The organism is Roseateles sp. GW821-FHT03B02 (genome assembly GCF_059421025.1).
This window is the reverse complement of the sequence record NZ_JBWKUV010000007.1, coordinates 156,333-171,348: the sequence shown is the minus strand read 5'-3', so window position 1 is coordinate 171,348 and position 15,016 is coordinate 156,333. Positions and strand designations below refer to the sequence as shown.

Genomic DNA, 15,016 nt, shown 5'->3' with positions numbered 1-15,016 from the left:
ACAGCGCACAGCGCGAAGGGTGTCAACATGAAGAAGCTGCTGTTCATCCTGGCGTTGCTGGCCGGCGCGGCCGGCGCGCGTGAAGACCGGGTCCAGATCCACGGCAACGCGGCCGGCACGCAGGCGGTCACGGCGCCCGAGCCCGGCGTCACTGCGGCCGACTACCGCTTCAACGACCGGGGCCGCGGCGACGTCATCCAGGCGCGCTGGCGGCTCGACGCAGCCGGCCTGCCGACGTTCTACGAGGCCGGCGGCAACGACTACTGGAAGGTCGAGTTCGGCGAACGTTTCGAGCGCGACGCGGCGGGCCTGGCGCGCTGGCGCAACCGCATCGAGCAGGGCGAGGCGCGTGCGGCGGGCTTCTACCTGCCGGCCAACCCGCCGCCGGAGTTCATGGGCGTGCTGACGCGCGCGCTGCTGAAGGCGCCGGGCAGGCGGCTCAAGCTGCTGCCCACCGGCGAGGCCTGGCTGGAGGGCAGCGCCGACGTCGACGCGGCCGGCCGCAAGCTGACGCTCTACCGCATCGGTGGCATCGAGTTCACGCCGGTGCCCGTCTGGCTCGACGAAAAAGGTGATACCGCCGGCGTCATCGACGACTGGTTCGAGGTGCTGGAGGCACCGCTGCTGCCGGCTCTGGCGGAGCTGCAGCGCGCCCAGCAGGCCGCCGACCAGGCCTGGCACGCCCGCCTGGCCCAGCAGCACACGCACAAGCCCAGGGGCGCGCTGCTGATCCGCAACGCACGGCTGTTCGATCCGGTCTCCCTGACCACGCGCGCCGGCACCAGCGTGCTGGTCCGCGGCGAGCGCATCGTGCGCGTCGGGCCTGATGCCGACGTCGATGCACCGGCCGACGCCGAACTGCTGGACGCTTCCGGCCGGCTCCTGATGCCGGGCCTGTGGGACGTGCACCAGCACTTCAGCAACGTCGACGGCGTGTTCGACCTGATCGGCGGCGTCACCAGCGCGCGCGACATGGCCAACGACAATCTGCCCATGCTGGCGCGCGCGAAGCGCTTCGACACCGGCACCGAGCTCGGTCCGCGCGTGACGCTGGCCGGCATCATCGAGGGCATCGGCCCGCTGGCCGGCCCGACGGACGTGCGGGTGGACACGGCCGACAAGGCCCGCGCCGCGGTGGACTGGTACGCCGACCATGGCTATGCCCAGGTCAAGATCTACTCGTCCTTCAGCCCGGCGCTGGTCGCCACGGTGGCCGACCGCGCCCATGAGCGCGGCCTGCGCGTCAGCGGCCACGTGCCGGCCTTCACCTATGCCCGCGCCTTCGTCGAGGCCGGGGCTGACGAGATCCAGCACCTGAACTTCATCCTGCTGAACTTCTTCGCCGACGAGGTGAAGGACACGCGCACGCGTGACCGCTACACGGTGCTGGCGGACAAGCTTGCACGGTTCGATTTCGACGACGGCCGCTTCGGCGAGTTCGTCGGCTTCCTGCGTCGGCACCAGACCGTGCTGGACCCGACGCTGGTCGTGATGGAGGGGCTTTTTTCCGGCGAACCCGCGCGTGCGGCGCCGGCACTGCGGCCGGTGGTACAGCGCTTCCCCGCCGTGGTGAAACGCCGCCAGCTGTCCGGCGCGGTGGCTGTGCCGGCGGGCAAGGAAGCCGTCTACGCGCAGGCGCTGCCGGGCCTGCTGCGCATGCTCAAGCGCCTGCATGACGGCGGCGTCACGATCATGCCGGGCAGCGACGGCTTCGCCGGCTACAGCCTGCACCGCGAACTGGAGCTCTACGCCCTGGCCGGCATCGCCAACGCCGAGGTGCTGCGCATTGCGACGCTGGTGCCGGCGCGCGTGCTGGGCGTCGAGAAGGACCGCGGCACCATCACGGCCGGCAAGCTGGCCGACATGATCCTCGTGGACGGCGACCCGCTCAAGGACATGAGCGACATCCGCCGCGTCCACCGCACCATCAAGGGCGGCCAGGTCTTCGATCCCGCCGCCCTCGAACAAGCCATGGGGATGACGGCCAGATGAGCGAGATCCAACGTTTCAACAGCGGCCAGGTCGTGCCTGCCAGCGTGCCTTTCCCCGAGGGCGTGCGCGTCGGCAGCATGTTCTACCTGTCGGGCCAGCTCGGCAACGTGCCCGGGCATCTCAAGCTTGTCGAAGGCGGCCTGCGCGCCGAGACGCGGCAGACGCTTGAAAACATCCGCACCGTGCTGCGCGGCCAGGGGCTGGACCTGCAGCATCTCGTGCGCTGCACGGTGATGCTGGCCGACATGGCCGACTGGCCGGCCTTCAACGAGGTCTACCGCGAGTTCTTCGGCGCGACGCCCTTGCCGGCACGCAGCGCGCTGGGCTGCAACGGCCTGGCGCTGGGGGCCCGCGTCGAGATCGAATGCATTGCGGCAAGCTGACAAACCACGATCCTTCCCTAGCTTTGCTATTGGTCCCGGCCGCCCGGCGGTTCATGCTGGTTGCCTTGCTGCAATCTGCAGTGCAACCCGTCGGAGACAGTCATGGCACGCTCGCGCAAGCAGGATGATTCGAGGAAGGTCAACCGCCCCGCACCCAAGCCGCTGTGCAGCACGCCACCGCGCATCAAGCCTGCGCTGCCGGCCGTCATCGCCAACGACCCGCGCCGCGCCCGTGCCATATTGAACACGCAGGACAAGTGGCTGAACGGCACGGTGCTGCACTACAGCTTCTTCAAGAGCGGTCACTTTGCCGTGCCCAAGAAGCAGGCCGACGCTGTGCGCGCGGCTTTCGCGGAGTGGAAGGCCGTCGGCATCGGCCTGGTCTTCCAGGAGGTGGCGCAGCTCAGCGAGGCCGAGGTACGCATCGGGTATTCCGAGGCCGACGGCAGCTCGGCCTCGGCCGTGGGGCGCGACGTGCTGCACGTGCCCATCAACGAGCCCACCACTGTCTACGGCTGGGACCTGACGACCCCCTACGGCCGCGGCACCGCGCTTCACGAACTGGGCCATGTGCTGGGCATGGAGCACGAGCACCAGAACCCCTTCGCCGGCATCAGGTGGCATGAGGAGGCGGTCTACACCTCGCTGGGCAAGCCGCCCAACAGCTGGTCGCGCGAGACGACCTTCCGCAACATTCTGGAGAAGCTCGACACCGCCCAGGTGCAGGGTTCCTCCTGGGACCCAGACTCCATCATGGAGTACGAGTTCGAGCCCGGCCTCATCGACGAGCCCGAGAAGTACGACGTCGATGGCCTGGTGCCGCCGGGCAAGCTCTCCAGGTCCGACAAGGACTGGGTGGTCAAGTGGTATCCGGCGATGTCCGCCCAGTCGCCGGTGCTGGAGGCCCTCAAGGCCCAGTCTGTCACGCTGGCGGCCGGCCAGCAGGTGGACTACCTGTTCAAGCCCACCGAATCGCGCAGGTATACCGTCGCCACCACCGGCGCCTCCGACACGCTGCTGGGCCTGTTCGAGGAGGTCAACGGCGTGCCGCGCAACCTCGCCACTGACGATGACAGCGGGACGGACCGCAATGCCCGCATCGTCTACAAGCTCTTCGCCGGGCGCCGCTACCACGTGCGCCTGCGCCTGTATCACCCGGGGCAGACGGGGGTCACGTCGCTGATGGTGTCCTGAGGCTTAATCGTGCTGGGCGGCGGCCTCGTACTGGGCCGTCAGCTGCTCCAGCTCGCCGCTGTCCCTCATGTGCCGGATGGATTCGGCCAGACGCGGCGCAAGCTCCTTGCGGCGCACATGCAGGTAGTGGTGCAGCTCGAAGCGCGCCAGCTCGGGCGAGCTGTCCAGGTCCCTGAGGCCCAGGGTCGCGATGGCCGACTGCGCCGCAAGCGTGGTGCAGATCACCACGTCCAGCCGGCCCGCGGCCAGCATGCGGAACAGCTGCAGCGGGTTCTGCGTCAGCGTCAGTGCCGGGTGGCTCTCGGTCAACTCCTGCACATAGGTCATGCCCCGTATCGAGCCGAGCGAGTAGTGCTTCAGGTCCTCGCGCGACTGCACGCTGACGCTGCGCGCAGGCAGCGAGTAGGCGCGCACGCTGACGCGATAGAAGGCGGGATCCACGCGCAGCAGCTGTGGATAGGTCTGCCCATAGCTTGCGATGCGGATCAGCTCACCGTCGGCCTTGTCGCTCAGCGCCATCAGGCTGGCGCGCGGAGCCGGCAGCACCTCGATCTGCAGGCCCAGGCCGGCGCGGCGGTAGATGTCGGCCAGCAGCCGTGCTGCGACCCCGCTGCCGCCGGTCTTGTTGACGGCGGTGATGACCAGCGTCTGGAGCGCCAGCGCGTCGCGCGCCGGGGCCAGCCCCAGCAGCGCGGCCAGCAGCGCCCGGCGCCGGACGGCGATTTCGACGGAAGCTGCGCGAGCTGGGTCCATGCCTCACCTTGTTGGCGCAATTGCGCTCTGTCACGAAGGTAGCGCATGCCCCGCTGACTACGCAAGTCAGCGGCGCCTCAGCCCTCGGTCGACAGGCTCAGCGGTCCGCCGGCGATGAGGCGGTACTGGCCACGCCCGCAGCGCTCGATGCGCAGGCCGAAGTCGCGCTCGGCCAGGCGGCGCTCCAGCAGCAGCAGGCGCACGCCAAGGTTGTCCTGCACTTCGGGCAGGCGCAGGTCGCCGCCGGCCAGGCGCAGCTCGCGCGTGCTGAAGGCCTCGCGGCCGCTGTCGATCTGGTCGCGCACGAGCTTGGCGACGATGGCCCCGGCCACGCCCTTGATGAGGTACTGGTCGTTGACGAAGACGCTGTGGTCGCGCGGGTAGTGGCGCACGCGCAGCGGCATGCTGCCGGCCGCCGGCACGTCCGCGAGCGCCGCTGCGACGGGCGGCTCCTCCACCAGTTCCGCGGTGCGCAGCGCGGCCATGCCCTGGGCGAGCTGGGCGCCTAAGGCTGTCAGCGCGTCCTCGTCGTCGTAACTGAAGAACTGGTCGCTCTCGCTCTCTACCAGCAGCGCGCCCACGGTGCGGCCACGCGCGCGCAGCGGCACCGCGAGCTGACTGCGCGGTGCTGCCAGGCCGGGCAGCGGGATGGCGTCGGCCATGGCCGCCTGTAGGCCCAGCTGCTCGGCCTTGGCCCGCCACGACAGGCCGTAGCCGTACATCTGGCTCATGTGGCCGATGCGGATGGGCACGTTCTCTCGCAGCGCGACGCCCGCCAGACCCGCCTCGGCCAGCGGCAGCTCGGCGCCGCTGCCGGCCTGCTCGTAGCCCAGGCTGGCCAGGGTGTAGAGGCCCTGGCGCTGCTCGTCGAGCAGCCAGACGATGGCGTGGCTGATGCGCAGGTCGCGCTGCAGGCCGTCGATGAAGTACTGCAGCAGCGTGCGCAGGTCCGGCGCCTCGGCAAGCTGTTCGCTCAAGGCGCGCACGCCGGCGGCGAGGTCGCAGCGCGGCACCAGCGCCGGCAGCGGGTGGGCGGGGTCCAGCTTGCGAAGCGACTCGACGCGGTAGACGTCGGCACCGCGCAGGTGAAAGACCTTCTCCATGCCGGTCTGGGCCGCGATGCCGGCCAGCTTGGCGCGCAGCCGTTCGAACACCGGGCCCTGCGTGTCGGTGCGTTCGTAGCGCAGCTGCAGCAGCACGGACACGCCGCTGCCCGGGTCCTCGACGCTCAGCGCCACGCGGCCCGTGGCCAGCACATTGGCGCGGCTGCGGTTCAAGAACTGGTAGGTCAGCGCGACGTGGTCGTCATCGACGTACTCGGCATGCGACAGGTAGTTCACGTGCGGCATGCCGTCGGCGGCCACGCTGCACATGGCCGGCGGGATGACGCCTTCGAGCAGGCGGCGCACATCGCGCAGCTTCAGCGCGCGACGCTCTGGCTGGGTCAGGGAGGCGTCGTTCAAGGCAGCAGGTCCACGGCTTGGCCCGCGCCGGGGCCGGGGGTCTGGTCCCAGGCCGCCAGCGGCGTGAAGCGCACGCAGCTCAGGTCGGCCATGCAGAGATCGCCCAGGACGGCCAGGATCTGGCGGCGGTCGGCCCCGAAGCGTTCGACCTGCTGCAGCCATGCCTCCAGGCAGGTGGCGAACCGCTGTGCCTGGCCGGCCTCGGCAGGCCGTACCTCGGCGTCGATGCCCTTGATGTGCAGCACGCGGTAGCTGCTGGGCTGACCGGCACAGACGGCAATGCGGCCTGTGGCGCGGATGGCGTCGAGAAGCTCCGCCCCGGGCAGGCTGCGCACCATCACCTCGATGCGCCCGTCGGGCAGCGTCCATGCGGCATGTCCGAAGTGCAATTCGGGCCGTCCGTCAGGCGTGCTCGAGCCGACGCGCAGCGAGACGCCCCGCGCCAGGTGCTCGATCCATTCCTCGGGCAGGCGCGCCATCAGGCCCGCACCCGGTGATGGTGCGAGACGCCGCGTTCGCGATGAGCGCGCCGGTCGGAACAAAGCTGAGGCAAGGCACTGGGGCGAGTGGAGGAGTCCGAATGATAGGCAGGCTGGCGTTTAGCAAAGACTTAACAAGCCCTTAGCCGAGAACTAGCAGCGCGGTCGCGGCGGGACGACCACAGTAGAGCCCAGGCCGGCACGCCGCCGGCACCCCCGCAAGTCACCGCATTGTCAAAGCGCCCTGAGCGCCGGCAGGGCGGCGCCTTGTCCCGACATCCGCACGTCGAGAAACGCCATGCCCTCCCATCGCCTGTCCTTGTTCGCAGCCCTGATCACGCTGGCCCTGCTGTGGGCCACCGCACGGGCCGAGAACTGCTGGGCCGCCTCCGTGGCCGAGCCGCTCACCAACGACGGCCTGCGCGTCGACCATCCCAGCCTCAGGCCGCTGCACGCCGTGCTGGACCAGTTCGAGGCCCAGGCCCGGCCCAACCCCGGCCTGCTGGCCCTGCCCGATGTCAGGCTGCGCCTGCGCCGCGACATCATGGACTCCGACGAGCCGGCCCGCCGTCCGCGCGAGGCTGTCATCCATGCCCACGGCTACGGCCCCAAGACCTGGGTCGGCAAGGGCTGCGACATCCACGCCCAAGCCGCCGAGCGCATCGGGCCGCGTGCCGGCTTCAGCTTCTTCGTCAATGCGCCGCTGGTCACGCTGAACCGCTGGGCCCACGACGACCAGCTCAGCGCCTACCTCGAAGGCGAGCGCGGCGAGCCCATGCAGGGCTGGCCAGTCCATGGCGAGTGCACCGTCATCGGCCCCGAGCGGCGCCTGCCCTGGGTGCCCGTCACGGTCGGCGAGATGCTGGGCTATTTCGAGCGCGAGCAGCAGCGTCGCATCGAGGACTGGGACCGCCGCCATGCGAGCGCACAGCAGCCCTTCGACCTGGCCGCCGCCGAACACCGTGCCCGGCAGATCCGGACCCAGAACGCGAAGGCGGCCGACGCGCTGCTGCTGGCGGCGCGCCTGCGCAAGGACAGCGAGGCCGACTACCGGGTCCAGCTGGCGCGTGGCCGGCAGCTTCTCGTGGACGAGCTCGACAGCCTGCGCAACACCCGCGCCGGCCTGGACGCGGCCCAGCTTGCCGAGCCCTATCGCCTGGGCAGCGGCCGACACCGTCTGCCCGGCCCGGGAGAGGCTGTCCGTCCGCTGAAGCGTCTCGTGAAGCTGGATCCGAGCTTCCCCTGGGACGCCCGCAATCGCACGCGCATCCAGCTGCTGACCGTCTGTGCCAGCCGCCACCCCGGCAACCCCGCCTATGCCCAGCCCATGCGTGACGCCGTCGCCGCGCTGGATCTCAACCGCCTTGCAGCCCTGCTGAACTGAGAAAGCCTGTCATGACCATCCCGATCCAGCCTCCCGTCATCGCGGTGCCGCCGTCGCGTCGCGCCGAACCTCCGCCTGTGGCGGCCGTGGCCCTGCCACGCGATGTCTTCCCTTCAGTTGGCCGCCCCCAGGGCGCGGTCGTCAGCCTGGCCGGTTGAGGGCGTCCTCCATGAACGCAACCGATGCGCTGGCCCGCCTCGACGCCATGCTGCTGATCCGGGCCTACGAGCAGCAGCTCGCCGACTCCGCCTCTGCCGGCCAGCCCGGCACCTGCACCTCCATCGGCCAGGAGGCCTGCGCCGTCGGCGTCGTGGCCGCGCTGCAGGCGCAGGACCGGTTGTTGAGCAACCATCGCAGCGCCGGCCATCTGCTGGCGCGCGGCGCCGACCCTGAACGCCTGTTCGCCGAAGTGCTGGGCCGCGCCAGCGGCTACTGCCGTGGCCACGCCGGCTCGCTGCACATCTCGGCCCGGTCGCTGGGTGTCGTGCTGACGTCCACCATCGTCGGCGGCGGGCTGTCGCTGGCCCCGGGCGTCGCGCTGGCCCAGAAGCTGGGCACGCAGCCGCATGGCATCACGACGGTATTTTTCGGCGACGGCGCGGCCTGCCAGGGCATCTTCCACGAGGCCGTCAACCTCGCCGTGACCTGGCGGCTGCCGCTGCTCTTCGTCTGCGAGAACAACCAGTGGCAGGCCTATGTGCACCGCCGCGAAACCATGCCCGGCGAACACGTGGCCGACTGGGTGCAGGGCCACGGTCTGGTGGCCGAGGTGGTCGACGGCAACGATGTCGAGGCCGTGCACGCCGCTGCGACCCAGGCCGTGGCCGCCATCCGCGACAGCGGCCGGCCGCGCCTGCTGGAGCTGACGACCTATCGCCAGCGCGGCCACTTCGAGCCCGACGACCAGTCCTATGTCTGCCCCGGCGAGCACGCGCAATGGCTGGCGCGGGACCCGATCCAGCGCCAGTCCGAGCGGCTGGCCCTGAGCCCCGAGGCCCTGGCCGAGCGCCGGGCACATGCCCGCGAACGCATCGTCCACGCCCATGCCGCAGCCGTTGCGGCGGCATGAGCCTGACAGACCTGAACGAGAACGACATGCAGATGACTTCCCAGCAGGCCCTGATGGGTGCCGTGCACCGCGCGATGGCAGCCGACGAGCGCGTGATCTTCCTCGGCGAGGGCGTGGCTACCAGGAACCCCGGGCTGCTCGCGGCCTTTGGTGCCGAGCGCGTGCGCAACACGCCGCTGGCCGAGGCCAGCATCGCCGGCTGCGCGGTGGGTGCCGCGGCCATGGGCCTGCGCCCGATCGTGGACCTGCTCTTTGCGCCCTTCCTGATGCTCGCCATGGACGCCATCGTCAACAGCGCCGGCAAGCTCGGCGCACTGAGCGGCGGGCAGTTCGAGTTCCCCCTGATCGTGCTGGCGCAGACCGGCGCCGGCTGGGCCATCGGCGGCCAGCACAACCACAACCTGGAGGCGATGTTCGTCCACACGCCCGGTCTGCAGGTGCTGATGCCCTGCACACCGGCGGACGCCGCGGGCCTGCTGGCCGGGGCGCTGACCCAGCCGCGGCCCAGCCTGCTGTTCAGCGACATCGCGCTCGTCCACCAGCCGGGCGAAGTCGCCGGTGACGAACTGCTGCTGCCGGGCCACGCCGCCGTGCGCCGCCATGGCGACGCGCTGACGCTGGTGGGCTACGGCAAGACCGTGGGCCATTGCCTGGCTGCGGCGCAGGCACTGCACGCCGAGGGCCTGGAGGCCGAGGTCATCGACCTGCGCAGCCTCAAGCCGCTGGATGCGGTCACCGTGCTGGCCTCGGTGCGCAAGACCGGCCGGCTGCTCTGCGTGACCGAGGCCAGCGGACTGTGCGGCCTGGCCGCCGAGCTTTGTGCGCTGGTTGCCGAGCAGGCCTTTGGTGCGCTGAAGGCGCCGCCACAGCGCCTGACCGGCCCGGACGCGCCGGCCCTGGCCAGCCGGCTGCTGGAGCAGGCCGCCGTTCCTCAGCCCGAGCAGATCTCGGCCCGCGCCCGGGCTCTGCTGCAAGAACTCTCCCTCAACCCCTGACCTTTAGTGGAAGAACGCGATGAACAAGACCTCGATGACCCTGCTGCTGGCCCTGGCCGGCGCCACCCTGCTGGCCGCGGCGCCGGCCCAGGCTGCCATGCCCGCCTACGGTGCCTATGCCGACACGAGCGGCAGCAGCCGCAGCGGCGGCGAAGGCAGCTTCTCGGCCATGGCCAACACGCCGTCCTACTACAAGTACTCCTATGCCTGGGCCATGGCTGGACTGGGCGACGGCACGCTGCACGCGGCGTCCAGCGCGACGCCCTGTCCAGGCTGCCATGCCAAGACGGGCGCCATCTCGATGGCGCGCTACTGGGATACGGTGACTTTCCGCAACGGCCAGAACCTGGGTCTGGTCCAACTCAGCGTCAGCATCGACGGCACGCTGACGCCAGGCAACGCGCAGGCCCTGGTGCGCTTCTACGTGGGCGACCCGAAGGCCGACTTCTTCGACCGCCTGGGCGATTACGCCCCGGCCGTGGCGCTGACCTCCGGCACGACGGTGCTGGGCGACGAGCTGCTCATCCCGCTGGGCGACAGGACCTACTTCATCTTCGCCGAGCTCTACACCTCGGCCACCGCGCTGCCCTATGTCGGCAGCCCCAACGCCAGCGCCGACTTCGGCAACACCCTGCACTTCAACTGGACGCTGCCGGAGGGCATGACCACGAGCTCGGCCTCCGGCCAGTTCATGACCTCGGCCGTGCCCGAGCCAGCCAGCGCACTGCTGCTGGCCTGCGGCCTCGCTGGCCTGATGCTGCGCCGCCGCCGCCGCGGCGACGCCTGAGTCAGCGCAGCGCCGCCAGGGTCTCGGCCAGCAGCTGCTGGTAGGCGGGCAGCCGTTGCAGGTCGTTGTGGCCACCGCCCGCGATGCGCACCAGCCGTGCTTGCGGCGCCATGGCCTGCAGCTTGGCGCTCTCCTCGACGGGGATGACCTCGTCCCGGTCGCCGTGCACCAGCAGCAGCGGACCGCGCAGGCGCTGCACCGCCAGGTCGGTGCGCAGCGGGTAGCGCACGGCCTGAGGCGCCAGCCAGGGGTAGTGCTCGCGTGCCAGGCCCGCGATGCTGGCGTAGGGCGAGACCAGCACCGTCAGCGCGGGCTGCACGCTGGCCGCCAGTTCGGCCGCCAGGCCCGTGCCCAGCGAGCGGCCGTAGATGACGACGGGCTTGCCGGCATAGCGCGACGCCACGCTGCGCCAGACAGCGGCCACGTCGGCGTGCAGCTGGGCCTCGCTCTCGATGCGACCCGTGCTCTTGCCGAAGCCGCGGTAGTCAGGCATGACGAGATCGAAGCCGGCGCGGCGGTAGACCTCGGTGTTGACGAACCAGCTCTGCAGGTTGCCGGCATTGCCGTGCAGGAAGAGCACGACGCCGCGCGGCTCGGCAAGGCGCAGCTCCAGCACCGACAGCCGCGCGCCTGGCAGGTCGACGAACCCCTCGTGCACATCGGGCTCGGCGGCCAGGCGCGCGTCGGCCGGCAGCGGCTCGGGGTGGAATAGCAGGGCCTCCTGCTTCAGCCACAGCGCCGCTGTCGCGGCCGACCAGGCGATGGTGGGCAGCAGCACGGCGGTGAGCAGCAGGCGGCGAAGTGCGGGGCGCATGAAGTGCTGTTACGAGGCCGCTGCGGCGGCGGATTCAGCCGCAGGCGGTCGCAGCCAGCCAGGCACCCAGCTGGGGTATCAACTCGTCCACGGCTTGGGCCAGTGCACGAACGGCGCCAGCGGCATCGGGCGTGGCGGCCGGCCGCTCCAGCCGCCAGTGCTGCTGCAGCGCCGGGCCGGTGGTGCCGGCCGGCCACAGCGTCGCGTGCAGGCGCAGCACGACCTGGCTGCTCGCCGGGCTGCTGAATACCTGCTCGAACTCGTCCAGGTTGACGGTCAGCAGCGCCGCGGGCCGGCCTGTGCAGGCAGCGGGCGTGGCGAGCTGTTCGCGCAGGCGCTGCGTCAGCAGGGCGGCGGGCGGCGCGGCCCAGAAGCTGTCGCGGTACTGCTCCAGGCGCTGGGCCTGCTGGAAGGCCAGGCGGTAGGCGATGCCGTCGCCGCCGAGCGAGGGCGCGGCAGTCACGTCGGCCACGCGCCAGGCCACCGAGCCGCCGGTGCTGGCCACGGCGGGCGCCGGGCCGAGGTCGTAGACGGTGCGGGCCGGTGTCGTCGGCGCGAGGGAGCAGGCGCTCAAGCCAAGGGCCGCGGCGAGCAGGGCGAGGGTCGATCTCATTTGCTGCCCGCCTTCAGCCGGTCCGCGAAGCCGGCTTCGCCGGGCCCGGGTGGTCGCGCGCCGCGCCCGAAGAGCAGGCTCTGCGGCTGCTCGCCGAGGTCGTTGGCGGCGCGCTCCACGCTGCGGCTGGCGGCCGAGATGTCGGCCAGCACGGGGCGGCTGCGCGGCGGCGTGTCACCCACCAGTGCGAGTTCGAGGTTGCGGCTGGTGGCCTGCACCTGCGCGGCCGCGGCGTCCAGGCGCTCGAGCACGGCGGCGCGCGACTTGAGCTCCTGGGCCAGCTGCTGGCCATCGGCGGCCAGCGCCTCGATGCGGCGCAGCGCGGCGTCGGCGCGCTGGGTGGCGGCGTCGGCATCCTTCAGCAGGCCGGGCAGTTCGCGGGCGCCGGGCTGCAACGCGGCCATCAGCCGGCTGGTGTCGCCGGCGGCCTGCTGCAACTCGGCCAGCGTGCGGCCAAGCTGGGCGCGGTTGTCGTCGCTGAGCAGCGCGTTCAGCCTCGTGGCCGTCTCGGCGAAGCCGGCCACGAGGCCGGGGCCGCTCTCGGCCAGGCGGTCCAGCAGCGTCGGCTTCAGGGCGATGCGCGCGCCGGCCGCGGCACGGCGCAGCGGCGCGCTGGCGTCCCCTTCCTCCAGGCTGACGAAGGACAGGCCCGTGACACCCTGCAGGCCAAGCTGGGCATGGGTTGTGGCCGACACGGGTGCGGCGGCGTCCACGGCAATGCCGACGAGGATCTGGCGCGGGTCGTCGGGGTCGAAGCCGATGCTCTCCACATAGCCCACCTCGACGCCGCGCAGCTTCACGGGCGCCTTCAGGTTCAGCCCCGGCACGCCGCTGCGCGCGACGACGGTGTAGCGCAGGCGCTCGGTGCGATCGCCCTGGAACCAGGCGACGCTGGCCGCCAGGGCAAGGCCCAGCAGCAGCATGAACAGACCGGCGGCAAGGGCATGGGCTTTGTTTTCCATAGATCAGAGGGCGTGTTCTTCTCGAAGTACGGCGGGCACGCCGCCTTCGTCGCTGGTGTCGTCCAGGCTGAGGCGGAAGCGCCGCACGTCCTCTTCGGCGCAGCGTTCGACATGGCCGAGGAAGAAGTTGCGCACGAACGGGTGAGGCAGGCGCGCCACCTCGGCCAGCGGGCCGTAGGCGACGATGTGCTGGTCGGCCAGCACGGCGACGCGGTCGACGACGGCGAACAGGGTGTCCACGTCGTGCGTGACCATGACGACGGTCAGGCCCAGCTCCTGGCGCAGCCGGCGCAGCAGCTTGACGAACTGCTTGCTGCTCTCGGGGTCCAGGCCGGCCGTGGGCTCGTCCAGGAACAGCAGCTGCGGGTCCAGGATCAGCGCCCGTGCCAGGGAGACACGTTTGACCATGCCGCCCGACAGCTCCGCCGGGCGCTTCAAGGCGTCCTCGGGCTTGAGGCCCACCTGGGCCAGCTTGAGCATGACCAGCGGAGTGACCAGATCGGGCGGTACGCTGCCCAGCTCGCGCAGCGGCAGGGCGATGTTGTCGAACACGGTCAGTGCCGAGAACAGCGCACCGGCCTGGAACAGCACGCCCCAGCGGTAGCGCACGCGTTCCAGGTCCCGGGCGGCGCAGCGGCCCAGCGGGTGGCCGAAGATCTTCACGCTGCCCGCCTGCGGCACCTCCAGCCCCAGCAGCAGGCGCAGCAGTGTGGTCTTGCCCGAGCCCGAGCCGCCGATGAGCGCCACGACCTCGCCACGGTGCACGGTGAGGTTGAGGTGACGGTGGATAACGTGTCCGTCGAAGGCCGTCGTCACATTGTCGACTTCGATGACGGGTTCGGCGATCAGCGTCGCCCGGCCCTCAGAAGGCGCTGACGCGCCCCCCTGGGGAGCTGCGAGCGAAGCGAACGTGGGGGCTGTCATGGCTAGATGCCGACGTCCGAGAACAGCACCGCGAAGACTGCGTCCACGACGATGACGAGGGTGATGGCTGTGACGACCGACTGCGTGACGCTCTGGCCCAGGCTCTCGGTGTTGGGCTTCACCCGCAGCCCGAAGTGCGACGCCAGCAGCGCGATCAGCCCGCCGAAAAGCACCGACTTGCTCCAGCCCAGCCAGAGGTTGGCCGGCTGGATGACGGTGGGCAGCATGTGCAGGAACTGCAACGGGTCCAGCCCCAGCTGGGCGTGCGCGGCCGTCATGCCGCCCAGCAGCATCAGCGCGCTGGTCCACAGCGCCACCAGCGGCAGCGACACGGCCAGCGCGAGGACCTTGGGCAGCACCAGCCGCACCGTGTGCGAGATGCCCATGACGGACAGTGCGTCCAGCTCCTGCGTCACGCGCATGACGCCGATCTGGGCCGTCATCGCCGAGCCCGAGCGGCCGGCCACGATGATGGCAGCCAGCAGCGGCCCCAGTTCGCGCAGCACCGCCAGGCCGAGGATGTTGATGACGAAGATGTCGGCCCCGTAGGTCTTGAGCTGCTTGGAGATCAGGTAGGACAGCGTCAATCCGACCAGGAACCCCACCAGGGCCGTGATGGGCAGCGCCTGGGCGCCGGTGCGGAAGATGTTGGCCGAGATCTCGCGCCAGCCGATCAGTGCGGGATGGCGCAGCACGCGCACGAAGTCCAGCAACAGCCGGCCGACGAGGGCGACGATGTCGACGCCATGCTGTGCGAAAGCCAGCAGTTTCAGGCTGGCAAGCTCCAGGCCGGGGCCGATGCTGCGCTTGCGCCGGGGCAGGGCGCCGGGCTGCATGAACTGCGAGAACAGCGTCACATGCTCGGGCAACCACAGCAGGCGGGCAGGTGTCTTCAGGCCCCAGCCCTGCCACAGCGTCAGCGCGCCGGCGGTGTCCAGCCGGCCCAGGGCCCGCAGATCCCACAGCGCGTCCGGCGACTCGGCGACGGCCGCGGCGATGCGCTGGTGGAACTCCGCATAGCGCTCGCGCAGGGCCAGCACCGTCCAGTCGCCACTGACCCGCCATTCCCGGGCACCGCCCGGCTCCAGCCGGGGCGGCGTGTCGTTATCGGTTGGCTCGCCCGCCCAGCCCGTGGGCTGGGTTTGCAGGGGCAGGGCGCCAGCATCGCTCATGGGTGCAACGATAGCGCCCTTAGGATGGGTTT

16 protein-coding genes are annotated in these 15,016 nt (G+C 70.9%); 8 read left to right on the top strand and 8 right to left on the bottom strand.

Annotated elements, in window-relative coordinates; genetic code table 11:
- Positions 1 to 27 precede the first annotated feature (27 nt).
- The 3 genes from AC07VX_RS19120 to AC07VX_RS19110 all read left to right on the top strand — a co-directional run bounded on the left by AC07VX_RS19120 (position 28) and on the right by AC07VX_RS19110 (position 3,569).
- The gene (locus tag AC07VX_RS19120) at positions 28 to 1,992 is read left to right on the top strand and encodes an amidohydrolase family protein (RefSeq protein ID WP_493165925.1); all 1,965 of its coding nucleotides are present in this window, start codon (positions 28 to 30) and stop codon (positions 1,990 to 1,992) included.
- On the top strand, positions 1,989 to 2,375 hold the full coding sequence (locus AC07VX_RS19115) for a RidA family protein (protein WP_493165926.1): 387 nt from the start codon (positions 1,989 to 1,991) through the stop codon (positions 2,373 to 2,375). The genes AC07VX_RS19120 and AC07VX_RS19115 overlap by 4 nt, the downstream gene beginning before the upstream one ends.
- A 102-nt stretch (positions 2,376 to 2,477) precedes the next feature.
- On the top strand, positions 2,478 to 3,569 hold the full coding sequence (locus AC07VX_RS19110; RefSeq protein ID WP_493165927.1) for a zinc metalloprotease: 1,092 nt from the start codon (positions 2,478 to 2,480) through the stop codon (positions 3,567 to 3,569).
- Between the two features lie 3 nt (positions 3,570 to 3,572).
- Here the strand turns inward: AC07VX_RS19110 and AC07VX_RS19105 are convergent, their stop codons facing one another.
- The 3 genes from AC07VX_RS19105 to AC07VX_RS19095 form a co-directional block, all read right to left on the bottom strand.
- Positions 3,573 to 4,322, bottom strand: a complete 750-nt coding sequence (locus AC07VX_RS19105; protein ID WP_493165928.1) for a substrate-binding periplasmic protein — start codon at positions 4,320 to 4,322, stop codon at positions 3,573 to 3,575.
- Between the two features lie 77 nt (positions 4,323 to 4,399).
- Entirely contained in the window at positions 4,400 to 5,785 is a 1,386-nt protein-coding gene (locus AC07VX_RS19100) for a GAF domain-containing protein (RefSeq protein ID WP_493165929.1), read from the bottom strand.
- Positions 5,782 to 6,264, bottom strand: a complete 483-nt coding sequence (locus AC07VX_RS19095; RefSeq protein ID WP_493165930.1) for a hypothetical protein — start codon at positions 6,262 to 6,264, stop codon at positions 5,782 to 5,784. The genes AC07VX_RS19100 and AC07VX_RS19095 overlap by 4 nt, the downstream gene beginning before the upstream one ends.
- Positions 6,265 to 6,562: 298 nt before the next feature.
- On the opposite strand from AC07VX_RS19095, the gene AC07VX_RS19090 reads away from it, so the two are divergent.
- Genes AC07VX_RS19090 through AC07VX_RS19070 form a run of 5 tightly spaced genes read left to right on the top strand, consistent with a single transcriptional unit; the run spans position 6,563 to position 10,499 of the window.
- Entirely contained in the window at positions 6,563 to 7,648 is a 1,086-nt protein-coding gene (locus AC07VX_RS19090; RefSeq protein WP_493165931.1) for a hypothetical protein, read from the top strand.
- Positions 7,649 to 7,659: 11 nt separating this feature from the next.
- On the top strand, positions 7,660 to 7,806 hold the full coding sequence (locus AC07VX_RS19085) for a hypothetical protein (protein WP_493165932.1): 147 nt from the start codon (positions 7,660 to 7,662) through the stop codon (positions 7,804 to 7,806).
- A gap of 11 nt (positions 7,807 to 7,817) precedes the next feature.
- Entirely contained in the window at positions 7,818 to 8,717 is a 900-nt protein-coding gene (locus AC07VX_RS19080; RefSeq protein WP_493165933.1) for a thiamine pyrophosphate-dependent dehydrogenase E1 component subunit alpha, read from the top strand.
- Positions 8,714 to 9,712: an alpha-ketoacid dehydrogenase subunit beta gene (locus tag AC07VX_RS19075; protein WP_493165934.1), complete on the top strand. Its 999-nt coding sequence runs from the start codon at positions 8,714 to 8,716 to the stop codon at positions 9,710 to 9,712. The genes AC07VX_RS19080 and AC07VX_RS19075 overlap by 4 nt, the downstream gene beginning before the upstream one ends.
- Positions 9,713 to 9,731: 19 nt before the next feature.
- On the top strand, positions 9,732 to 10,499 hold the full coding sequence (locus tag AC07VX_RS19070; protein ID WP_493165935.1) for a PEP-CTERM sorting domain-containing protein: 768 nt from the start codon (positions 9,732 to 9,734) through the stop codon (positions 10,497 to 10,499).
- A gap of 1 nt (position 10,500) precedes the next feature.
- Here AC07VX_RS19070 and AC07VX_RS19065 read toward each other — a convergent pair whose 3' ends face one another.
- Genes AC07VX_RS19065 through AC07VX_RS19045 form a run of 5 tightly spaced genes read right to left on the bottom strand, consistent with a single transcriptional unit; the run spans position 10,501 to position 14,984 of the window.
- A complete protein-coding gene (locus AC07VX_RS19065; protein ID WP_493165936.1) occupies positions 10,501 to 11,313 on the bottom strand; it encodes an alpha/beta hydrolase in 813 nt (270 codons plus the stop codon).
- A gap of 34 nt (positions 11,314 to 11,347) precedes the next feature.
- Positions 11,348 to 11,926 carry an ABC-type transport auxiliary lipoprotein family protein gene (locus AC07VX_RS19060; RefSeq protein ID WP_493165937.1) on the bottom strand — a complete coding sequence of 193 codons (579 nt, stop codon included), beginning with the start codon at positions 11,924 to 11,926 and terminating at the stop codon, positions 11,348 to 11,350.
- On the bottom strand, positions 11,923 to 12,888 hold the full coding sequence (locus tag AC07VX_RS19055) for an MlaD family protein (protein ID WP_493165938.1): 966 nt from the start codon (positions 12,886 to 12,888) through the stop codon (positions 11,923 to 11,925). Before AC07VX_RS19055 ends, AC07VX_RS19060 begins: the two co-directional genes overlap by 4 nt.
- A 3-nt stretch (positions 12,889 to 12,891) precedes the next feature.
- Positions 12,892 to 13,812, bottom strand: a complete 921-nt coding sequence (locus AC07VX_RS19050; protein ID WP_493165939.1) for an ABC transporter ATP-binding protein — start codon at positions 13,810 to 13,812, stop codon at positions 12,892 to 12,894.
- Positions 13,813 to 13,814: 2 nt separating this feature from the next.
- On the bottom strand, positions 13,815 to 14,984 hold the full coding sequence (locus AC07VX_RS19045; protein ID WP_493165940.1) for an MlaE family ABC transporter permease: 1,170 nt from the start codon (positions 14,982 to 14,984) through the stop codon (positions 13,815 to 13,817).
- Between the last annotated feature and the right edge of the window lie 32 nt (positions 14,985 to 15,016).